General features: G+C 60.8%; 13 protein-coding genes. 3 read left to right on the top strand and 10 right to left on the bottom strand.

The window, feature by feature from the left end:
* From VIM98_RS01535 to VIM98_RS01515, 5 genes are all read right to left on the bottom strand, one after another.
* Positions 1-240: YHS domain-containing protein (locus VIM98_RS01535; RefSeq protein WP_331991326.1), on the bottom strand; the 240-nt coding region annotated here is incomplete at its 3' end.
* The gene (locus tag VIM98_RS01530) at positions 237-656 is read right to left on the bottom strand and encodes a heavy metal-responsive transcriptional regulator (RefSeq protein ID WP_331991325.1); all 420 of its coding nucleotides are present in this window, start codon (positions 654-656) and stop codon (positions 237-239) included. The genes VIM98_RS01530 and VIM98_RS01535, both read right to left, overlap by 4 nt.
* A gap of 64 nt (positions 657-720) precedes the next feature.
* The gene (locus VIM98_RS01525; RefSeq protein ID WP_331991324.1) at positions 721-912 is read right to left on the bottom strand and encodes a hypothetical protein; all 192 of its coding nucleotides are present in this window, start codon (positions 910-912) and stop codon (positions 721-723) included.
* Positions 913-1,201: 289 nt separating this feature from the next.
* Positions 1,202-2,218 (bottom strand): hypothetical protein, encoded by a 1,017-nt coding sequence (locus VIM98_RS01520; protein ID WP_331991323.1) that lies wholly within the window; start codon positions 2,216-2,218, stop codon positions 1,202-1,204.
* A gap of 227 nt (positions 2,219-2,445) precedes the next feature.
* On the bottom strand, positions 2,446-13,326 hold the full coding sequence (locus VIM98_RS01515) for an autotransporter-associated beta strand repeat-containing protein (protein WP_331991322.1): 10,881 nt from the start codon (positions 13,324-13,326) through the stop codon (positions 2,446-2,448).
* 751 nt (positions 13,327-14,077) lie between these two features.
* On the opposite strand from VIM98_RS01515, the gene VIM98_RS01510 reads away from it, so the two are divergent.
* A complete protein-coding gene (locus tag VIM98_RS01510) occupies positions 14,078-15,013 on the top strand; it encodes a helix-turn-helix domain-containing protein (RefSeq protein ID WP_331991321.1) in 936 nt (311 codons plus the stop codon).
* A gap of 324 nt (positions 15,014-15,337) precedes the next feature.
* On the top strand, positions 15,338-16,327 hold the full coding sequence (locus VIM98_RS01505) for a VOC family protein (RefSeq protein WP_331991320.1): 990 nt from the start codon (positions 15,338-15,340) through the stop codon (positions 16,325-16,327).
* 18 nt (positions 16,328-16,345) lie between these two features.
* On the opposite strand, the gene VIM98_RS01500 is transcribed toward VIM98_RS01505, so the two are convergent.
* From VIM98_RS01500 to VIM98_RS01490, 3 genes are all read right to left on the bottom strand, one after another.
* Positions 16,346-16,834 (bottom strand): hypothetical protein, encoded by a 489-nt coding sequence (locus VIM98_RS01500; RefSeq protein WP_331991319.1) that lies wholly within the window; start codon positions 16,832-16,834, stop codon positions 16,346-16,348.
* Between the two features lie 68 nt (positions 16,835-16,902).
* The gene (locus VIM98_RS01495) at positions 16,903-17,334 is read right to left on the bottom strand and encodes a cupin domain-containing protein (protein WP_331991318.1); all 432 of its coding nucleotides are present in this window, start codon (positions 17,332-17,334) and stop codon (positions 16,903-16,905) included.
* 278 nt (positions 17,335-17,612) lie between these two features.
* Positions 17,613-18,473, bottom strand: a complete 861-nt coding sequence (locus tag VIM98_RS01490) for an NmrA family NAD(P)-binding protein (RefSeq protein ID WP_331991317.1) — start codon at positions 18,471-18,473, stop codon at positions 17,613-17,615.
* 115 nt (positions 18,474-18,588) lie between these two features.
* On the opposite strand from VIM98_RS01490, the gene VIM98_RS01485 reads away from it, so the two are divergent.
* Complete coding sequence (locus VIM98_RS01485) at positions 18,589-19,497, top strand: LysR family transcriptional regulator (protein ID WP_331991316.1); 909 nt, start codon at positions 18,589-18,591, stop codon at positions 19,495-19,497.
* 98 nt (positions 19,498-19,595) lie between these two features.
* Here VIM98_RS01485 and VIM98_RS01480 read toward each other — a convergent pair whose 3' ends face one another.
* Positions 19,596-20,504, bottom strand: coding sequence for a YihY/virulence factor BrkB family protein (locus VIM98_RS01480; protein WP_331991315.1), 909 nt, complete (start codon positions 20,502-20,504; stop codon positions 19,596-19,598).
* A gap of 48 nt (positions 20,505-20,552) precedes the next feature.
* Positions 20,553-23,657: a TonB-dependent receptor gene (locus tag VIM98_RS01475; protein WP_331991314.1), complete on the bottom strand. Its 3,105-nt coding sequence runs from the start codon at positions 23,655-23,657 to the stop codon at positions 20,553-20,555.
* Positions 23,658-23,793 lie beyond the last annotated feature (136 nt).

The raw sequence follows: 23,793 nt of genomic DNA, 5'->3' as shown, positions 1-23,793 counted from the left end.
CGTGTAGCGCGTGCCCGCCGGCATCGGCTTGGAGTCATCTGCCGCCGGCTGTAGATAGCGGGCCGGCTCGGCCAGGAATTTCTCCTTGCAGCGCGCGCAGCAGAAGTAATAAGTGCGTTCGGCATGCTCGGCCACATGCTTGGCGGTAGCGGCATCCACCGTCATGCCGCAGACCGGATCGGCCGCCTTGGCAGGCGGCGCCGCATGCCCGCCATTGCTACACGTATGCGCGGCGCTCATTGCCCGTCCTCGTCGACCAGCGCACGCAGGATCGGGCATCGATCGGGCGAACCGTGGCCGGGACATGCCTCGACCAGTTGCTCAAGACCGTCGCGAACTCGCGTCAGCTCGGCAATGCGTGCGTCGATCGCCGCCAGTCGCTGCTGCGCACGCTGCTTGACGGCCTTCACACCGCGATGGCGATCCGCCGAGAGTGCAAGCAAATCGCGGATTTCCTCCAGTGTAAAGCCAAGATCTTTCGCACGACGTATAAACCGCAGCTGCCGGATCGCGCTCTCGTCATAGCTGCGATAACCGGAGGCTCGCCGCTCCGGCTCGGGCAGCAAACCCTCACGCTCGTAGTAGCGGATCGTGTCGATATTCACACCGACGCGCTTGGCGACAGCACCGATGGTCAGGGGATGAGCTGTGTTCATGGCTCAAGTCTAGACCCTCGATCAAGGTCCAGAGTCAAGTCCCTTGAGCGAGATAGCCGCCGGGCTAACTGCCGGAAGGCTTTTCCTTCGTCTGCGCCGCGGCAAGCTCAAGCTCCTGCACGCGCTCCTTCCCCGAGGCCGTCGTCAACCATCCGCCCAGAATGTTCTGTGCCAACCCTTTGGCCGCTAGCGAAGCCAGAACTTTTCTATCGCTTTTGAGCAACCCGACATAGCCCATCGTGAGGAATCTCAGCACTTCAGCCTCTCGCGGAGTCAATGTGCCGGACTCCCCCGGCGACGGCACCGGGGACTCCCCAGAGCCGCTTGCAGGGGCAGAATTTTTAGGGGACCGCACCATAATGTCCTCTTAACGCCCGAGAGCACGGGTATCGAAAAGGCTCACTCTTCTTCCATCCGCTGACAGCCATGACGTGGGCCTCTGCCTGGACTGACAGGCCGGCCCGCTCCATACGTCATACGACCATCACCATACCTTATTTCCTGCGGTGCCCGAACCTTCTGTCATGCTCCATGAGAGGCAATCGTTACTTTCTATCCGAGTGCGAGTCCAGCCAGGGTTCAAGGGGCACGTACCAGATATTTTCGTTGTCGTTGGCCCATAACTGCATCTCCTGCAGCGCGTATGCGGTTTGCTCCGGTGTCGGCGCAGGCAATGCAGGCGGCACCGTATTGGTGCTGAAGTAAAGCGTGCGATGATCGGCACCCAGGCGGGCTTCGATATTGCTGCCGTTTTCGTTCACGACATCGCCCAGATCGATGGGGTCGCTCCAGCCGCCGCCCCGTCGAAACGCAATGTGCAGTCGCTGCTTGTCGTGCAATTGCGGATGCATCGAGCTATAGACAATGAACGATTCGTCCGGTGCCACTGCGGGATCCACCTCCTGGGTATTGGCATCTCCCAGAGCGACTTTTACCGGCGCTTCGTACGTTCCGTCTCGATAAGTCGCGCGAAAAATATGGAAACTGCCTGCGGTATCGGGTTGCATGAAATAAAGATCGCCGTTGGCAGCGATGCTTGGCGAAAAAACATTGGCCGTACGATTAATCGTATCCGGAAGTCGGACGGGCTTGCCCCAACCGCCACCCTGTCGATTGACACGCCAGAGATTGCCGCCGCTAGCCGGATAGGCCTTTCCGCCCCACGCACCATCGAGCGCGATCCGTCCTTCGCCTGCGGGACGATTCGACGAAAAAATCAGATAAGACCCATCAGGAGCCATGGCAGGTTCCAGATCGCGCCATACCCCCGAAAACGGTGCGACGTCCGGCTTCGACCAGGTAGTCCCAGTCTTGTGCGATACCAGGATGACATGATGGGAACTATTGGATCGCGTGAAGAACACCGTACTTCCATCGGGCGTAAACGCCGGTGAGGCGTCGCTCGCCGGCCCAGAAATAATGCCGGCGGCGAAGAGCTTAGGCGACCTGGGTTCGCCGGTTAACGCGAAACGGTGCTCCGGAGCTGCCACATCCTTTGCTTGTGGACCGGCGGCTATCGAAGACAGCAACGCGCCGGCAAGCATGGCGCCGAACAATGACATACGAGGATCGAAGGTAGCCACGGCGCACTCTTGTCCGATGCGGTAAGGAGCGACCACTGTGGCCACTTGCACGGCACTGACAAGCACCCTGTGACCAGCGGGCGCTGGCGCGTGATAAACGGGTGGATCGAGCGGGTCTACGGCAATGTGGCTCTCGTTTCGATGCCCTTGCACACGGCAGCCTCACAAGAGACAACCGCCGTGTGCAAGGTCTCGAAGACCGAGCGTTACCAGCGCATGCGGAACCCGATCGTGCCATTCAGGGCATGGCTATCGCCGAAATTCTTCAATCCGGTCTGCGCTTGCAGTTCGCCATATACCGAATAGCGACCGTCTGCCCAGTCGCGCGAACCGCCGAGGCCGAAGCCGCCCCATAGCCGCTCGTTGCGCGTGGTGAAATCGGTACCCGCTACGACGACACGAGCACCGTCACCGAAGGTGCGATACAAATTGGCAATGGCATACAGGTGCGTCGTCGCAGAGCCGTACGTGCCCTGAGTGGCCTGGCGATAGTCGATCGTCACGCCAAGGCGCCCGGTCGTCGCGCTGCCCTGCTGCTGCGATACGCGCGCACCGAACGCATCGGAAAAGCCGTCGAACTGGGCATTGCCATAGCTCACCTGCGCTTGCGGCACGACGGACCACAGATCGCCCAGGTGCAGACGCTGACCCACTTCTACGCCGGCCAGATAGCCGCTGCCCTTGTTGTCGTCTTTGAGCAGCTGCGAGAGGGTGGTGGAACGCAGATCGGAGTCGAAGCTTGTCCAACGTGCCTGGCCGTCGACATAGAAATCGTTCTCGCCGTACCAGGTCAACGAACCGCCCACACTATAGGCGTTGGTCTTGATGCGGCCCTGACCGTAAACAGAGCTGGCGTTCGACTGGTAGCGACCGTATTGCAAGGTGCCGCCGGCTACCAGCTTGCCGCTTTCGCCATTGCTTACCGTGGCATCGATGCCGGCTTCGGATTTCCATGCCGAGATATCGTAGTTCGTGCTGCTGGTGGTGACTTCCGGCTTGAGCGTCTGGTCGCCGCTTTCCACACGCATCCACAAACCTTCGCCAGGTTCCATGCCATCCTGCATCGCATCGCCCGCCCAGACACGGTTGCCCGTGCGCTGGAATAGTGTCTCCGGCGCGTTGATTTGTTGCAGGATACCGGCGTAGGCCTCGTACATGGGCACGCCTGGCTGGTACAGCGGGGCCGAACCGTTACCTTGACCGCCGTCGATCAGGGCGGAACGCAGATACCAATCGCTGTCGCCCGGATTCGCATCCGTACCTTTGTAGAGGCGATAGGCATACGCACCTGCCACCACGGCCTGATCGCCCTGGAACACATAATCGCCCTGCAGCGCGAACGTACCGTTCGAAGCCCCTTGTACATCGATCAGCTTGATACCTTGCGTGGTCTGCGCGCCCGCACCGCCGACGTTGCTTACGTGTACGGTCGTGTTACCCGACGTACTGCCAACAACGACCAACTGATCCGTCGCGGAGGTGTCGTCACCCAGAGCGGTGTTGAAGTTCAACGTACCGCCCTGGCCCACATAGTCACCTTGCACAGTCAACGTGGTACCGGGTGCGATACCGAAGTTGATCGCACCTGCGTTGGTCAGCGACGCCAAGTGCTGGACATGACCACCGAGATCCAGCGTGCCGGCCTGCTGCACCGTCACCGCGGACGAGACATTGAACGCATTGTCCACCGCCGCGTTCAAGGTGCCTTCGGCTACTGTCGTAGCTCCGCTATAGGTCGACGCACCGCCCAGGATCAGCGTGCCCGCACCGGCCTTCGTGAGACTGCCGGCACCGCCGATGCCATTGTTCAATGTGAGCGTAGTGCCGCCATCGGTATCGATGGTGGCCGCACCGCCCAGGCCGACGGTGCGGCTGGTCAGGATATTGCCCGTGGTGTGCAGTGTCGCGTCGTCGATCGACAGGCTGCCCGACGACAAGCCGAGGTTGCCGTCGTTTGCTACCTGCAACGTACCGGCATGCACATCGGTGCCACCACTGTACGTATTGGAGCCGGTGAGCACGAGCGTACCCAGGTCGTCCTTCACCAGCATGGCGCCGCCAGTGAGTGCGGAGTCGATCGTCGCCGTCATGCCTGCGCCAGCAGCGGTACCGTCGCCCACGCGAATCGTGGCGGCGCTGCCGGCCAGCTCGATCGCACCGCCCGTGAGGCGATAGCCGTCGGTCTCGAACTGCATGCCCGATGCCGTGACCTGACCGTTCGAATTATCGATGGTTACCGTGCCACCCATGCCGCCAAAGACAGCAAACGAACCATTGGAGTACGGCGCGTTGATGGTGCCGGTAGCTTCGGTCCAATAATCGTTGTCGGCGAGACGCCAGGTACCGTCGCCGCCCGTGATGGCGCCGTCGTTCGCGTGGCCTGGACCGTCCCAGAAACTCAGCGTCAGGCCTTGCGTACTGACGAGGTTGACCTGATTGGCCAACGAGGTCTGCACGAAGGCGCCGGTGCTTGGCAGCGTACCGAGCGTGAGACCGTTGTCGGTAAGCGTACCGTCATAGTCGAAAAGGCGATACACGCCTGCACCGAAGGTGCCGCCCGCTGTTGTCGATACATTGAGCGCGCCGTCCAACGTGAGGTTGCCGTGCACCACGGTCAGATCGTTGGTTGCCCCGCCCGGTGTACCGGCCTGACCGAGCTGATATTCCAGCGTCGAATTCGCGCTGAGTGCAAGACTGCCGTCGATGATAAGCGTACCCGCGGCACCCGTCGCAGCCCCTGGGCTCAGCGTGCCACCATCGGCCACGATGACATCGCCACCGATCGTGCCGACACCGCCGAGCGTGGCGCCGCTCTGAACCGTCGTTGCACCGGTGGCTCCCGTCTGGTTGCCATTGACCAACAACGTGCCGCTCTGAACGACGGTCGCGCCTGTGTAAGTGTTGGTGCCGGTCAACTCGGTGGTGCCGCTACCCAGTTGGGTCACACCGCCGGTACCGGAGATCTGGCCGTCGAATGCATGGTCGTCGGAACGATTGAAAGCAAGCGTGCCATTGTCGGCGACATCGCCGAGAATCGAACCGGTCGTACCGCCCTCGCCCAATTGCAGCGTGCCATCGGTGATGGTCGTGTTACCGGTATAGGTGTTCTCACCCGCAAGTACCAGGGTGCCGAGATCGGATTTGACGAGGCCAGCGGTACCTTGCAGCTCCGATGCGATCGTTGCCGTCATGCTCGCGCCGAGCGTGGTGCCATCGCCTACACGGATGACTGGCGGGGCGTTATTGCCGTCGACGACCAGCACAATCGGATCGCCTTCGACGCGGTAGCCATCGGTGGCGAATTGCATGCCCGAACTGTTGATGGCCCCAAGGCTCGCATCGACGGTTACGGTGCCGGCGGCACCGGCGAAGATCGCAAAAGTACTGTCCGCGTACGACGCGTTGACGGTGCCATCGGTGAGCGTCCAATTGTCGTTACCCGACGTGTTCTGCCACACGCCATCGCCACCCTGCACTTGGCCGTCGCCGCGTGTACCGTTGCCGTCCCAGAAATTGACGTTCAAGCCATGGGTGTTGACCAGGTTTACCTGCTGAGCGATCGAGGTTTGGAGAAGGTAGTCCGGCGACGGCACCGAGCCTGCGGTCAGGCCATTGTTAGTCAAGTTGCCGCCGTAACTGATGATGCGATAGATACCCGGGTCGAACGTTCCACCCGAAGACACGGAGACGTTGACTGTGCCGTCGATCGTCAGGTCGCCAGCCACTTGCACAAGGTCGTTGAGCGGCCCACCGACCACATTGGCTTGACCGAAGTTGACGTCGAGACTGGATGCGCCGCTCATCGTGAGGCTGCCCTTGACGGACAACGTACCCGGTGCCGCACCGAGATCGCCCGGACTGAGCGCGCCGCCATCGGCGATGGAAACGTCGCCGCCGACGGTGCCCTTGCCGCCGAGCGTACCGCCGCTATCGACCGCAGTCGTTCCCGTTGCGGCCGTCTGATCGCCATTGACGATCAGGCTACCGCCGCGCACGGTCGTCGGCCCCGTGTAACTATTGGCGGCGGTGAGTACGGTGGTACCCGAGCCTTGCTGTTCCAATGAGCCGGCACCGGAAATAAGGCCGGCCAACGTCGAAGTATCGCTGCGATCGAAGACCAATGTGCCGTTGTTGACGATGTTGCCGGCCACCGCGCCGGAGGTACCGCCATTGCCAAGCTGCAATATGCCGTTGGCGATTGTCGTGCCTCCGGTATAGCTGTTGTCGGCGACAAGAATCAGCGCACCGCCACCATTCTTGGTCAGCGCTCCCGTGCCACCGAGGATACCGGAGAGCGTCAGATCGCCCTGCGTATCGAACGTACCGCCGCCAGCACCGAGCGTGACATTGCGCGCGGAACCGAACGTCGCAACATTCTGCAAGGTACCGCCGTCGAGCGACAGCGCGCCTGCCGCATCGCCGAGATTGGCGTCGCTGGAAACCGAAACCATACCGCCATCGATCGCCGTGCCGCCCAGATAGCTATTGCTGCCGTCGAGAGCCAGTGTCCCGGTACCGGTCTTGGTCAGCGCACCTGCGCCTGCGATCGTACCGGTCAGAGCGAGATCGGCCTGCGTCTCGAACGTGGCGCCCCCTTGCCCGATCGTCACAGCGCGCGCAGACCCGATTGCGGCCGTATTGCGCAGCGTGCCGCTATCGATATTCAGGCCGCCGGCTGCATCGCCGAGATTGGCATCGCTGGAGATTTGCAAGGTACCGTCATTGACTGCGGTGCCGCCGGTGTAGGTGTTCGTGCCCGCAAGCACCAGCGTGCCTAGGTCGTCCTTCTCCAGGCCGCCGGTGCCGATCAACGATGCGCTGATGATGGCGGTCATGTTCGCGCCCGCAGCCGTACCGTCGCCCACGCGAATAATCGACGGCCCGCCATTGAGCGTAATCGCGTCACCGGTAACGTTGTAACCGCTCACCGCAAACTGCATGCCCGAACTGATCACCGCCCCGAGGCTGTCGTCGACCGTCACCGTGCCCGGTGTGCCCATGAAGATACCGAATTGGCCGTCGGAGTACGGCGCGTTGTACTGCCCTGTCTGATCTGTCCAATTGTCGTTGCCGGCGCTGTTCTGCCAAACGCCGGTGCCGCCATCGACCGTGTTGTTACCGTGGCCGTTGGGGCCATCCCAGAAGTTGAGCGACAAGCCATTGCTGTTGAGCAGGTTGACCTGGTGCGCTACAGACGTCTGTACCTGAAAGCTTCCCGCAGGCGTGCTGCCCAGCGTCAGGCCTTGATCGTTGAGCGAACCGTCGTAGCTGATGATGCGGTACAAGCCCGGGCCGAAGCTGCCACCCGGCGTCGCCGATACATTGAGCGTGCCGTCCAGCGTCAGATTGCCATGCACTACGGTCAGATCGTTAAGCGTACCGCCGACGACATTAGGCAGACCGAACTGATAGTTCATCGTCGAGCCGCCACTCAACGCCAAACTGCCATTGATGGTCAACGTGCCGGCCGCGCCAGCATCGCCTGGGCTCAATGTGCCCCCATCGGCAATCGCGACATCGCCACCGATGATGCCCTTACCACCCAGTGTGCCGCCGATTTGCGCTACGGTGGCGCCCGTTGCGGCCGACTGATCGCCGTCGATCAGCAGTGTGCCGGACTCTACTGTCGACGAGCCCTTGTAACTGTTGGCCCCGGTCAATACCGTCGTACCACTGCCACGCTGGGTGACACCGCCGTTGCCCGAAATCAGGTTGCCGAAGGTATAGACGTCCGAACGATCGACAGCAAACGTGCCGTTGTCGACGACATCGCCCATAATGGAGCCGTTCGCACCGCCATTGCCCAGCTGCAACGTTCCGGCGCTGATGGTCGTGCCGCCAGTATAGACATTGGCGGCGGTCAGTACCGTCGTACCGGTACCGGACTGCACTACGTCGCCGGCGCCGGAGATGGTACCGCCGAGCGTCAACGTATCGGAACGATCGAAGCCCAATGTGCCGGCGGTATCGACGATGATCGTCGGACTGGAGATAGTGCCGGTGGTGCCGCCATTGCCCAACTGCAGCAGACCATTGTTGACAACGGTATTGCCGGAATAGGTGTTGTTGCCGGTCAGCAACCAGGTGCCGGCATCGTTCTTGGCCAGGGTGGTGACCCCACCTGGGCCGTCGATGATAGTGCCGCCCATCGTGTTATTGCCGGTATTGGTGCCGCCCAGGCTCAACGTGCGGTTGCCACTGCCGGAATAGGCCGCCGAACCCGTGTTGCTGAAAACGATCGCACCCGTACCCGACGACTCGATTACGCTGCTGCCTCCCGACAAGGTGAACAGGCGATCGGTGGTGTCGCCGGCGCCGGTGTAACGCAAGGTCGAACCGTTGCCGATCACCAGGTTGGCGGCCGCGTTGGACGAAGCACCGATACTGCTCGCCAGGCCGCCATTGTTCAGATGGTCTACACCAAGCACACCACCGGCGATAATAGTGGTGCCGGTATAAGTGCTGGCCGCATTGCGCAGGATCCAGGTGCCTGCGCCGGTCTTGCCGACTGACGTCTTGCCGGTGCCATTGTCGGTGATCTGCAGGGCCAAGCTGTTATTTGCGGTGCTTGAGCCGGTGAGCGTAACGGCCTGTGCCGAGTTGGCAGCGCCACTGAACGCAATCGCACCGGTATTGGTGAATTGCACCGCGCCCGTGCCGGAGGCATCCAGTGCGCTTGCCAACGATCCCAGTGTGAACAGGCGATCCGTGCTATTGCCCGCGCCCTTGTATTGCAGCGTACCGCCACTGAGCACGAGATTGCCGGCAGCATTGCTCGACGATCCGATGGAGCTGGCCGCGCCACCATTGGCGAGCACGTTCACCTCAAGCGTGCCGTCGCTGATGGTGGTGCTGCCGGTGTAAGTACTGGCACCGCCGCTGAGATACTCGACGTTGCCACCATCCATGACGAAGCTACCCGTTCCCGCGATCGCACCGGCGTAGGTCGCCGTAGATTCTATGCTGCCATTGGTGACCGTCAGCGTGCCGCTGCCGAGATTGATATTGCCGCCTGCGGTACCGCCTCCGGCCAGATAGCTCGCATTAGTGTTGAAGCTGTTGAGATCGATCGACAGTCCGGCGAGATTGTCCGCCACCAGATAGCCGGTGCCGAACGCATTGGTAGTACCTGCACGCAAGATGCCGCCGCGGACGTAGGTGCCGACCGCATTGTTGCTGCCGCCGCTCAGCACCAGCGTTCCCGCGCCTTGCTTCTGAATCTGCCCGTTGTTCACGATCGGCCCGCCGATACTCAACGTGGTGCCGGCGTTGCTGACATTGATGGCGGAATTGGCGATAAGTTGAATACCGCGGTCGATGGAAACGGTGGTACCGGTGTAGATAAGCGTACCGCCCAGCAAAAGGTTACTGGTCGCGTTGCTGGAAGCGCCGATACCGCTGGCCTGACCGCCGTTGGCGAGGCAATCGGTGGAGAGCGTGCTGGACAGGATCTTGGTAGGACCGGTATAGCTGTTGCCGCACCCAGTCATGATCTGGGTGCGCCCGCTACCGATCGTTACACCGCCCACGCCACTGATGGCACCCGACCATACGCCATTACCGTTGATCGTCAATCCGCTGCCCGCTCCGAGCGTGACACTGCCCGCACCGTTCAGCGCCCCGATATTGACCGGGAAGGTGGCCACGTCCAGCGTCGCGCCGGCGTTGACCGTCATTGGGCCATTGGCACCGAAGGCCGTAGCGGAACCGGCGCGCAACGTGCCTGCGGTGACCGTGGTGCCAGCTGCATAGGTATTGGCACCGGACAACACCAAGGTGCCGGCGCCGTCCTTGACCAGCAGGCCCGTGCCGACCACGGTACCGCTATCGGTCAGTGTGGTGGCTGCTTGATCGACGCTGACATGGCCCAGACCCGAGGCGAGCGTGAAACCGCGGTCGGTCGATGCCGTGACTCCCGTGTACTCCAGTCCGCCGCCGGTCTGCAGCACCAGGCTGGCCGGGGCATTGGTGCCTGCACCGATACCGCTTGCCAGGCCGCCGTTGGCCAGCGTGCCGGTTGCCAATAAACCGGCACTCACCGTTACCGTGCCGACAAAATCATTGGCTGCGTTGGACAACGTCAGCGTGCCCGCGCCCGTCTTGGTAAAGCCGGCATCATCGGGACTGGTGACTACTCCGCTGAACGTCAAGTCGGTCGTGCCATCCACCTGGATCGTTCGCGAAGGACCTCCGTCGACCAGTGTAAACCCACGATCCGTGCTATTGGTCGCGCCGGTGTAGTGCAGCGTACCGTTCTCCAGCACGAGGTTGGATGGATCGCTGGACGAAGCACCGATAGCGCTCGCCGCGCCGCCGTTGGCAACGCTGTTGAAACCCAGCGTAGTACCGCTTACGGTCGTCGAGCCGGTGTAGGTGTTGGCGCCGAAGAGTGTCACCGCACCCGTGCCCAGGCCGTTGACGGCAAAACTAGTAGCACCGCCGTTGTCGACGATGGTCGAGCTGATGTTGAAGTTGCCAGAACTGTTCTGGAGTACGCCCAGTGGGCTCCCGCCGGCGCCACCCGTCAGCGAACCGCCCTGGATGGTTTCCGTAGCACCGGCTGCCGTCGGCGCCACGATGATGCTGCCATCGACACTCAGCGTGTTGCCGGTGCCGACGCTCACGATCGATGTAGCCGCCGCCGCGACCTTCATGCCGCCCAGGGCGACATTGCCATTGACCGTTCCGAAGTACGGCGTATTGGCATTGCCGCCCTCGTCGCTGACGATGTCGCCGCTCTGCCAGGTACTCGCATCGTCCTTGTCCGCGTAATTGGTGAAGGCCGTGATGATGCCGCCGGAGACTTGCGCATAGTCCGACTGATTGACGGTAGCCCAGCCACCGAGCGCGCCATCTGCGTTCGTCGTGGTCATGGTCGTGCCCGTATTGAAAGCAAAATCGACCAGGCCGCCGCTGCGATTGATCGCACCCAGCGAAACCGCCAGCGAACCGCCCGAACCGGCCGTAGCGCTGATGCGATTATTACCGCCGGTGATATTGAGACCGTTGAAGGCTTGCGTGTTGGCCGCTGCCGCGCCCTTGATGGAAAGCGTGCCGCCATCCAGGTTGAGCGTCGAACTGCTGCTGACGATATTGCTGGCAGGCGCTCCGGCGACGGAATAGTCCAGGGCCAGCGTACCGCCGCCGATGGTAGTAGCACCGGTATACGTATTGGTGCCGGTAAGCGTCTGCGTACCCGCACCCAACTTGGTCACGCCACCGGTGCCGCCGATGCTGCCGGCATACGAGGCGCTGCCCGAGGCGGCATTGAGCGTCAGCGAGCCGCTACCCAAGTCCACGATACCGCCCGAGCCCGCCAAGGACGGCACGGCGATGGCAAGGCCGCCGAGATCCAACTGGCCGCTGTTGACAATTACACCCTTGGAAGTACCGAAGGCATTGACGTTGCCGATGGTGAGCGTACCCGCTGTTAACGTCGTGGTGCCAGCAAAGGTATTGTTGCCACTCAGTACCCAGTTGCCCGTGGTGTTGATGATCACGCTGCCGGTGCCATTGATGGTCCCGGAATACGTATTGGTGCCAGCGTAGGTGCCGGCCAGCGTGATCGAATCCGTGCCGCCCGCGTTGAAGCCGCCGAAGCCGGTGAACGAAAGGCCGCCGGCATTACTGTTATTGGCAATGGTGCTGGCGCCGTCAAATATGTACGTGCGGTTCGTCGATGCCGCGCCGGCGCCTGTATAGTAAAGCTTGCCGTTCGTCAGGCTGACATTGCCGACCGAGCCGACGCCAAGGGAGCTGGCGGTGCCACCATCGGCCAGTGAGGACGCATACAGGTTGATGTTGGTGATTCCGACCGGGCCACCGTAGGTATTGGCGCCCAGCACGGTGATGTTCCGCCCCGCCGTGCCGGTATAGAAAAACGTACGTGTGCCGGTATCGCTGATGACGCCCTCCAGGATCAGATCGCCGTTGACGGCGCTGAAGGTTTGTCCGCCAGTTCCGCCGGCCACGGCGATACTGCCGCTGAGGTCCAGGATGTTCCCCACGGTGCCTTGGTTAACCAGTGCCGTGCTTCCATTGAGGAACCGCCAGTCGCGGTTGGAATTGTCACCGTCTCCGCCGTAGTACAGGTTACCGTTCAGGCCGCCGCCGGATGCCACAGTGACTGTACCGTTCGTCTCGGTGGTCGGCGCGCCGAGCGAGCTGACCTCGCCCAAGTTGCCGATGGAGGAGAAACCGTAACTACCGCCGGAATTGAACGCCGTGGCGCCGGTGTAATCGTTGGCGTTGTTGGTCAGAGTGACGCCGCTGCTGAGATTCATGCCACCGGTGCCCGTGAACCGGGCCGACCCAACGCCATTGCCGCCGATGTTCGCTGTGCCGGCGCTCAGCGTCACAACGCGGCTCGCGGGAAGCATGCTGCCGCCTGTCGGGAGGACGTAGGTGAACCCGGCGCCGCTCGCCAGTGTGACGCCGTTGCTTGCGGCGCCGAGGGCGGCATCGCCGTTGATAATTAACGTACCGGCATTGACGGCGATACCGCCGCTGAAGGTATTGACCCCATTTAAGGTCAGCTGGCCAACCGCATTCTTGGTGAACCCCGCATTGCCGGCAATGACCGAGTTGATAGTGGCCGAGCCCACAATGGCAGGCGTAGTACCAGCCAGCGTGAGCGTGCCGCCGGTCAAGGTATAACCTGCCACGTTGAAGGTGAGCATGTTCGCGGCGATCGCCCCGGACAGCGTCACCGTGCCGGGCGTGCCGGCGAAAATGGCGTTGTCGAGAGCCGCGTTGTTCCATGCCGTGAAGGGCCCGGCAACGCCGTCGTTGGCAGCGTTCCAGTACGCCGAAAGCGTATCCCATGTACCGGTGCCGCCGCTGCCTGCCGCGCCACCGTTGACGTCCCAATAGCGATCGGTCGCAAATGCCGTTGGCGCATACAACGCCGCAAGAGCGGCCAAGACGCCCAGGCGCAAGGTCCACGGTGCACTGCGCGACGTGGCACGCTCATCCATGCCGCCCGCACTGACGCGCCCACGCCCTTTACCGTGCCTGCCCGTCAGCTCCGACGCCACTACCCAAGTATTGAGTGCCGTGGACCAAACGATGCGGAATACTCGATTCATCACTTTCCCCTGTAGATATCAAACGAATACGGACGGATGCCGCTGGGCGCGGACCGGAAGCACCACGCGTTCGCGCTGCATGACGCGCGCATAAAGAAAAGACAGGCCGTGGCGATAGCTCAGGACTTCGCGCAGAATGCGGCGACGCTGGCATGGTCACCCGATGCGGGTGCAGCCGAATGGCAGTCAACATATCGGCGTACCACAGCGTCACCGCCGATTGCCGAATTAAACTGCAAGAAATTGCGACTACCGATCCAACGAAACACCGCACCCTGTGTCTCCCGATCTCAAGAGGCGGCGCATCGGTAGCCTGCGAGCACTCACGCACAACGGCGTGGCCGCAGCTAGTCGCGCACCAAACGAGTTGCCCCTGTTCTCAGCTTCAATCCTGTACAGAGGAGTTTAGGTAGATCGCATAGGCCGGCGATATCTGATGCGTCTCATGCGTCCCGTCATTTTGTCTCTTAAACGCGTAAATACCGAGGCACAACCAGACAACAAGACAAATCGCTTCGACAGAACTTAATAGCGCTTCGTTAAATTCCGGAGTGTTGCGCTTTTTGCAAGCATTGCAAATTCCGAATACGATGCATGGAAATGCCATTTATTGAACACATGTGCCATTAGACACGGGGCAACAACGAGCAAAACACGCTGACAGTCACCTTTCGCGTATTTAACATCCGCTAGCATCGCGCCCTGTCTCAGGTGTGCGTGACAGGGGAAAGCAGTGAGACAAGGCATTCTTGTGTCCACCGAGTGGACGGGTCCCGATCTGCCAAAAACAGCGACTGCTCCCACATCCGAAGCCATTCGTCCGCTGCTGGTCGGCGGCGTCATTGTCGGCTCGACGACTTTCGACGATCAGCACCGACATGACCGGAACCCGATCATACAAAGCGAACTGGATCATTACCTTCTGCAGCTTTATATGGTCGGCGCGGGCGAAGCCTGGTGCGAGGACCGCCCCTTTCTCATCCATGCTGGCGACATCTGCATCTTCGATCTCGCCCGCCCATTTTCCGCCGTTGTGACACCCGGCTCCACGGTTTCACTGATACTTCCACGCAACTCGTTAGACCGCGCCGGGCGTGGCAAGAGTTTGCACGGCATCATTCTGCCTTCAGGGCGGCCATTAACCCGGATACTGGCCGATCTCGTTCTCGGCATGTGCCGGACCGCTTCCGATTTAAGTAACGAAGAAGCCAGCGTGGTGGAACAAGCACTGCTCAATCTGCTGGCTGCCGGCCTTGCGCAACAGAGTCACGAAACACCTGCCGCTAGCACACCGATGATGCAAATGCTGCGGCAGCAGATTCTGGATTTCATCGAAGCCCATCTTTACGAGCGCGAGCTTGGTCCATCGCTATTGATGCAACGCCATCAGATTTCGCGTGCACACCTGTACAGGATTTTCGCCGCCGATGGCGGCATCGCAAAGATCATCCGCGACAAACGGCTGGATGCGGCCTACCGTGAAATCGCGCTCGGAACGAAGGCAACTGGCAAGTCGATTACCGATGTAGCCCTACAATTGGGGTTTTCCAACAGTAGCCAGTTCGCTCGAGCATTCCAGCGGCGTTTTACAATGACGCCATCGGAAGCTCGCCAGGAAAGTTTGCGCGGCCATGTCGGTCGCTCGCAACCGGAATTGCGTGTGCATTTCGGGCGACAGGTGGCCTGAAACACCATCTGTCCTGTATGGCCTTTTTTGCCCGTCACCCCGGTTTAGCCGGCTGATCAAGTCAAGCCGTTCGAAGATGTTTACTCGACGCTCGTCTCATTCAGCCTTCCGCGGCATTGGCATGCCCGTACACGGCAAGCCCGCCCCCTCGAACGACAGCGACGTGCTTGCAACCTGGCGGCCTTTTGCCTGCGCCCAGACCGCCTCGGAAACATGACCGCACCGGCTGGTTCGGCAGTGGTGACGCCGGCATCCCTTGTGCCAGCATGGCTGCTGCATCACCGCCAGCCTGACTGGCGCTCCCTCACCCTTTGGAGATTTCCGATGAGACACAGAGCATTTCGGCAGCGGGCCGGTATTTTGCTGACCATCGTTATCCTCGCATGGGGCGGCATCGCTGCCGCCGCGACCGAGCCCGCCGGCGACCGGCTCGACCATATCCTGCTCTGGGGCCGCAGCATCGACCAGGCCACCGCGGTGATGACCGCCAAGCTTGGCTTCCAGGTCATGCCGGGACGCGATCCGGCGGGCGTTGCCAATCGCTATATACGCTTATCGGATACGGGCTTTATCGAACTGCTAGGCATGACTCGTCCGAATCCAACCTTGGACCCAGGCATGCAGGCCGACCAAAATGCACTGCACGGCGGCCCAGGATCGCGCAGCTTCGGCATACATTCCACCGCGCTCGATGCCGCCCAGGCATTGTTGAAGCAACGGGGCATGGCAGTGACGCCCGTCTTTTCGGCCGCAGCGAACGACCCGGACGGTCTCGGACCCAAGGCGCCACCGCGCTGGCGACTGTTCGCTCTCGACCCTTCGCCGCTATCGAACCATGTGTTCTTTATCGATTACGCCGCGCGCACGGACGCCACCAGTGCGATGGATCTGCGTACCGCGCGCGAACATCCCAATGGCGCACAGACGCTATCGGCCATCTGGCTGCTCTCGGCCCATGCGGAAGACGATAAGAAACAACTGGCGCAAATGGGCTTTACGGATGCCAAAGCAGTGCGGCTGCCGCAAATCGCAGCGCATGGATACAGCGTAGCGATCGGTCCCACGCACCTGCTTGCGCTGGAACCCGACGGTAACGGTCTCGCCGCCGATGCCTTGCAGCAAGGCGGCCCGCAGATCCTGGGCGTCAGCGTGGGCGTCAGCGATCTCGATCGCGCGCAACGACGCATCGAACGCGGCTACGAACATTCGCTAGTGCGCTATTCCGGGGAATTCGGCAAGGCGTTTCTTGCGCCGACACGCGATGACCTTGGCCTGTTGATCGAATTCCATGCCGTGAATGCCGTGGCGCGTTAAGCGCCCCGGCACATCCACTTACTGATACTTGGTGCCATTGACTACCACATAGCCCGCATGCGGCCAGGAACGACTGGTGCCGTGATGAGTCCAGTCGATGCCTTGACTGGAAGCGCTGTCGTAGTAGTAACGGCCCTGCACATAGACCATGTCGCCGACCTGGACGAAAGGCCAGGCCGGCGCTTTCATCTGATCGAGATCCGAGACGATCTCGATTGTCACACCATCGGCCACCTGGATATAGAAATAACCGTGATTGCCGCTGCGTGTGTGCTTGGATGCCAATACCTTGGTAACTTTGCCGCAAACATCGACGAACTGATCGTCGGACGTCTGCCCACTGACGAACTGCTGCTGGTCACTCAGGAACTGGGCGTTCTGGCACGGGTAGTCGGCCGGCGCGGTCGCCTGCATCCGTGCGCGATGAGTCACCGCGCCTTCGCTTTGCACCGATACGGCTACGGCAAGGCCGGCGATCAAACCGATCGAAAGAAAATAACGCTTCACACTCCCCCCTTTATGAATGAACGAACTCCCAGCATGGAGTGTAAGCGAGGCAAGGTTACGCTAAGCATTCAAGGCGCAGCCTTTGGCTTGTCGTAAGTCACCAGACTCTTGTCGTCGGAATCGGCGACAAAGATGGCCAGCAGGCTGGCCGGTTCGGTCTTGCTCGCATTCTCGCTTACCGTATGGTGCGCACCGGGGTTTTCGTACCAGCTTTCCCCCGCATGAAAGACCCTGGCCTGCTCGCCTTCCACCTGGCTACGAATAGCTCCCGTCAACACATAGGCCACCACGAACGCTTGTCCATGGCGGTGCGGCAAGGAGGCTTGTCCAGGCTCGTAGTTCACTACCAAGCCGGTAAGGATCTTACCTTGGGCGTTGGGTATGGCGTGCGCGAAAGCCTGGACGACTGCCTCGTGCGAAGATGGCGGGGCGCCCGCGCTTGCAGCCGTCATCATGAACAGGCTGGTGAATAGGATGACAATAGGGTATCGGGGGAACATGGTCGGCTCCTGGGAGATTAGGCGTATTTGCCATGGCCAGGACGCATGAGATGGGCTTTGCGTGACGGTTCCTGCAAACGCCGTCCATTCATCGCCTCCCCTTGACTTGCGGGAGACCTCCAGAAGGGTGAGAGCCTTTTTAAGGGCTTCCTTTTTTTGACAGATATTTGAGTACTGAGGCAAGGATCTCCCCCCCTTTGTAAACAAGGGAGGGGAGCACAACGGTTGCCTGGCGCTTTCTGTACAGCCCGACACCGTGAGATCTGGGTTGTTCGGGCCTACGATGCCGTCAGTTCGCGAAGCACATGTTCAAGCGTGATCCGGCCTTTGCGAATATTCTCAGCGGGTCCCTCAAAACAAATCCAGCCTTCGTTAAAACCATCCAGCATCTGGATGCGTGGCATGGGATCGTTCATACCCTGTCCCTTGAACAACGCGCCCCACGTCTCGCGCGGCACAGCCTGCGCCCGCACTTGCTTGCCGAGCACGCGACTGAAAGCGGCAGCCGCATCGTCCGGAGATGTCTGCTCCGGGCCTTGGAGCTCGACGACACGACGCCCTTGCCAGTTCTCCTGGATCAATTCGGCAGCTACGCGGCCGATGTCATCGGTCGCCACCATGAGAATCGCACGACCGAGCGGTTGCAGGAAGCTGTATAAGATGCCGTCGTTGCGCGCGGCATCCACATCCCAGCGAAAATTCTCCATGAACCAGCCGGGACGAAGCACGGTAAGCGGCAAAGACAGATCGGCCAGCGTGTGCTCGTAGATACCTTGCTGGCTCAGCAGGTTGGACGATGTGGCCTGTGCCCCGATAGTGGACAAGTGAATGACCTTACCCGGTCGGGCTTGCTCCAAAGCCTGCCTTACACACGCGGCTCCCTCGCGCGCCTCCGGAAAGCCAGGGGACGGGTCGAAATTCGGTGGCGGCAGGATAAAGACGCCTTCGGCGCCGTGAAACGCCTCGGCCAGGGCCCGCGCGTCGTTCATATCGGCCAGGGCAATCTCGCAGCCCTGCGCAGCAAAAGCTCGAGCCTTTGCCGCGTCACGCACGACAGCTCGCACGGGTTTGCCAGCCTGCAACAGAGTGCGGGCCATGGCACCGCCGACCTGGCCAGTAATTCCGGTAATTGCGTACATAGGTTGTCCTCGCTCACTTGGGTAAATAGGCGTGAACAAAGGTAGTTACCCGACTTTATTGACGGAAGCGAAACTAGGTCACATTATTAGTGATCTTTCAGCAAAGGTGACTGCCATGGCATTCGATAGCCGGGTGGTTTCGAACGTCGGTGTCCTGGCCGCCATCATCGAGGGTGGCAGCTTTTCGCGCGCGGCCGAGGCCCTTGGCCTGTCGCCCTCCGGCGTGAGCCGGGCGGTGGCGCGACTGGAAAGCCGCATTGGCGTGCGCCTGCTCGACCGCAACACCCGCTCCGTCGGCCTGACGGATGAAGGCAGGCGATTCTTCGAGCATGTGGCGCCCTTGCTCGACGGCATCGAGAATGCGGTAATCCAGACCGCCGGTGCGGCGGAAACCGTGCGCGGTCGTTTACGCGTCAATGTCGATGCTTACTTCTCACGCATGATGCTCGCGCCGCACGTCACGCGTTTCATGGCGATGCATCCCGACATCTCGCTGGAGCTGGTGGTGAAAGACCAGCTTGGCGATCTGGTCGGCGAGGGCTTCGATCTGGCCATGCGCTTCGGCGCGCCGCCGGATTCTTCCCTGGTGGCGCGCAAGCTGCTGGATACGCATACGATGACTGTCGCCGCTCCGGCTTATTTGAAGAAACACGGCAAGCCCAAGCATCCGGAAGAACTGGCCCGACACGAGTGCATCCTGGTACGCAACTCGCTTAATGGGCAGTTGTTGCAATCGTGGCGCTACCAACGCCAACGCAAGACGGTTGCTGTCGATGTGCAAGGGCGCTTGGTAGTGAACGAGGCCGGGACCTTGCTAGGCGCATGCTTGGCTGGCTCCGGTATTGCGCGAATGAAAGCGATCGGTGTACGTGATCTGTTGGCGTCGGGCGCCCTGATCGCATTGCTGGATGATTGGCAAGGCGAGCGGTTTCCGTTGTATGCGCTTTATCCGTCGAGGCATCTGCCGGCGGCAAAGGTACGCGCGTTCATCGATTTCGCGCTGGGACTGGTCAAGGTGGGTTGAAGAATCCCGATATTGAAGAAAACGAGTGAAGAGAAGCGAGAAAGTAGAGAAAGCCAACGCGCGCCGGCTCCTCTCACTCACTCCTCGCTCCCATTCACTCACTTCTCCGGAGGTTCGGATGAAGCGAGCTCCTCTCGATGGTCATCATCCATCGGTTGCGCGTAACGGTTCGGAACCATCCTCGCGCCACGCGCCACCGCCAAGCCATGCGTCAACTCGGCGCCCAGCAACACAATTACCGACGCGTAATACATCCACGTGAGCAACACAACGATCGCTCCGGCAGGACCATAAGCTCCGCCAACTTTGGCCCGATCCAGATAAATACCGATGGCAAACTGCCCAATAACGAACAGCACAGCCGTCAATACCGCTCCTCGCGATGCATCCCTCCATGGAATGTTCGCATCCGGCAACACTTTGTACATCGCGCCGAAGGCCAAGACGAACACCAGCAGCGAGACCGCGATCTCGAATACTTGCCAAGCTCGGGTGTCCCCTGGCATCACACCCTGAATGATCGCGCTGACCACGAAAGACACAATCAACAGGAAAAAAATTCCAATCAACAAGCCGACGGCGCGAGCACGCATGCTGAGCCAGCTAAGCACGGCATGGCGCGCACCTGGTTTGATCTGCAATCCGAAAATGCGATTAAGCGTGGACTGTAATTGCGCGAACACCGTCGAAGCACTGAACACAGTCACGCCGACGCCGATCAATCCCAGAATGTTGCCCAGTCGCGGTTGCTGCCGGGCGTTGTCCAATACCAGCTTGACGGCCGCGGCTCCTTCCCGGCCGAGCACGCCTGCCAACATGACGACCAGTTGATCCTGCGACGATGGCCGCAGCACCGACAGACTCCACAACGTCAATACCAGGATCGGCGCAAACGAGAGCGACGACCAGAATGCCAGCGCCGAGGCTCGCGTCATCAGCTCATCGTCGAGGAATCCGTCGACGGCCACACGCAATGTATCTCGGATCAGTCGAAAAAACCTGCGCATGATCACCTCGCTTGAGGCGAAGCTAGCGACGTGTATGTGAAGTAACGCTCAAGGCGAGTCGGGAGCGAAGCGATAGGTAGCCTGAAGCATTACTTCGCGACCGTAGACATTGTAGTTTTCGTCGTTGAAATACGGATACATCGTGTCGCTTCGGTCGCGCGGCGGCATCTTGTTAGCGATATTATTGACCAGCAAACCCAGCGAAAGATCGCGGGTCGGACTATAAGCCAGCGTCCAATTGAAGGTAATCCATGGATGCAGACGCCCTGCACCGTTGCTATCGGTCCCGCTGACCTGTGCGCGATAGTTCGGGACCGGCCCATAGCGACGGCCGTACAGCGTACTCTTCCAGCGATCGTTACCGCTGATCCAATCCACTGTGCCATTGACGATGCTCTTGAACCCGGCGTTGTACATAGGATCGGTGAGCTCGTCGATAGGCATCTGGCCGGGTGCCAATTGGTAGTCATGCTTGAGAATATCGCTATAAGCCAGTTGCAGATCGAACTTGCCCCAGCGCGTTGGGGCGAAGGCATAACGACCGGTGGCGACCAGAGAATCGACGACTTCATTGGCAAGGTTGGCGTAATACGTTGTAACGCCGGTAATCGGACCGGCATCGAGCGCAGCCACCGCTGCACGCAAGTTCGCGTTGACGAATCCGCGCTGTACTTGGCCGTCGACCGGATTGGTGATGGCCACGCATTGCGCCGACTGGTTATCGAGCTCGCCCAGCAGGCACTGGGCGTCCAGGCGCGCAAGAATGTCGGTGTCCTGCAGAATGACTTCGTCCTTGACCGCCGTGTGCAGGTAATCGGCACTGAAACTGAAGCGTTCGGTCGGCGACCACACGCCGCCGACGCTCCAGCTCTTTGCCGTCGTAGGCTGCAGCTGAGTATTGGCGAGCGACTGCCCCATCACCTGATCGGTAAAACCCTGACAACTGCTGCTACCAGCAAGCGCGCAACGATAGTAATCGGTGATATCGGTGTAATAACTGGACGGCTCCAGATAAATTGCGGATAGGTCCGGTGCCTTGAAAGCCGTGGTGTAGTTACCGCGCAGCAGCAGGCTATCGTAGGGTCGATACTCGATACCTCCCTTGTAGGTGAAGCGGCTGTTGCTCGCTGCCAGCTCGGAAGAGTAATAGTCATAACGACCGGACAGATCCACTGTCAGCGGCTGAAACAAAGGCATATTCAATTCGAACGCAGCCGCCCCATGCGAACGGCGGCCGCCGCCCCCGGTGGTGGCGTGCTCGAACACATCGCCATCGGCGAATAACGGATTGATCGGCTCATACCATGCCTCACCGCCGCCTTCGGCCAGGACCGCGATGGCCGCATCGCCGCCAGGCAATGCGAAGAGGTGCGCGTTACTGAATGTCAGGCGCGTGTCGTTGATCCAGGTCTTGCTAAACTCGCCCACACCGCGGGTAAAACTGGCGTACTGCGAAGGCGTGAGCGGCGCAAAGAAGGCGCCATAGTCGGGGGTGTACAAGCCGAGGCCTGTATCCGGATCGAAGCCATCCGGACGCAACAAGTTGGTGAAGAACGCATCCACTCGCGTCGCGATACCCAGTTGCTCGGTGACTCGCGTGCGATCGCTCGACCTCAGGTAGTAAAGATCCCAATCCCAATTGGAATCGCCGATACGCCCGCTGATACCGATATCGGCCTGGTACATCAGGTCCTGTTGCCGCACCATCTGGCCGGTAGCACCGCCGGGCATTTCCTCGGGCGCATAGTTCTTCGCCGGATAAAGGATATGGCCGTTCGAGGCATCTTCGATCGCACCTCCAGGCAGATCGTCCGGCCCCCAACCGACCGTGCCGGAAAACCATTTTTGTTCCTGCCAGTCGAGCAGCACATCGCTGTACAACCGTAGATTGGGGCTCAGGTCATACTTGAGTTTGAGCATGCCGTCGTAGCTACGGCTGCGATTGCTGAAGGTGGTATAGCCATCCAGTTCGGTGGAGCCACAATAGTGACCCGACACGCCTCGTCCTGCGACAGCCATGGTACTGCCGCCGAACAGGCCGCTGGCGCAACCGGCCGGCGGATCCACGTAGCTCTGCAAATAGCCGGTAAACGTATCGATCGTGCCGTAATCGCCTACGCCCGCTTGCAGCCCGGGCGTCGCCCTGCCGTTTGGATTGGCGCGCGAGCCAGAAGTGAGCGTTCGCTGATAACCCCAGATCGGCAGCGCGTTGTCGAATTCGAACATGGCCAGCACGTTGAGTTTGCCGACATCTCGCCCGTAACCGAACGACACTCGCTGATTCGCACCGCCGCCGCCGGTGTAGACACCTGCGCGCGCCGACACTTCAGTGCCGTCGATATGTTGCCGAGTAACGATGTTGATCACACCGGCGACGGCTTGCGAACCGTAGATCGAGGAAGCGCCACCTGGCATCACATCGATGCGTTCGACCATCGACAATGGAATATTGGAAACGCTCGTGAAGTTGTTGGTGCCATCGTAGAGGCGGCCGAAACTCGCGATCGGCTTGCCATCGATCAGGATCGAAGTAAAACCGGGCCCAAATCCATTGAGGCTGACTGCCTGCGCTCCCTGGGTAAACGAACCGGCCGTCTGCGGGCCCTGCACGGAACCGGTCGCCAGCACGATGTTTTCCAAAGCCTCGGCCACGCTATTGAAACCACGCGCGGCAATCGTCTCCGCGCTCATCGTATATGTCGGCGTGGCCGTCTGGACTTGCGCATTGTTGATCAGCGAACCGCTGACGTTGAACGCTTCCAGGGTGCGCGGCACGTCGATCCGCGCGATGGCGGCTTCCTTCGTCGGCGGCAGGTTGTGATGCGGCGACGGCGCGTACTGCAGAACGAATGTCGACTCGTTGACCGCCTTCCAGGCTAAGCCGGTGCCATTGAGCAGCTTACGCAGGGCTTCTTCCGGCGTGAGGTGTCCGGTCACGCCCTCCGTATGCTTACCCGCTACCAGCTCCGGCGCGTACACGATTTCCACGTCGCTTTGGGTGGCCAGCGCATCTAGCGCACTACGCAGATCGCTCGACGCGATGGCATAGCTTCGCGCCTGTGCCGGCAACGCCGCAGCGACCGGCGACATGCCCAGTAACAAGGCATAAGTCAGGGCCAATGGCAACGCGCACAGGCGGCTTACGACGCGCATAGCACCTTGGCGCGGCGGACGCGCAGGGCGCCTGTCGGGGCAGCGAATGCAAGGTTGTGGTGGATAGCCAGGGCGTTCACCAGCCTGCCATGCTCGAGTCGGAAAAAGCGCCCCAAGTAGAGCATGGCGGCGCGGC

It is taken from the genome of Dyella sp. (assembly GCF_036568765.1).
GTDB lineage: Bacteria > Pseudomonadota > Gammaproteobacteria > Xanthomonadales > Rhodanobacteraceae > GSA-30.
The sequence above is the reverse complement of the archived record's forward strand: the minus strand, read 5'-3'. Positions and strand labels throughout refer to the sequence as shown.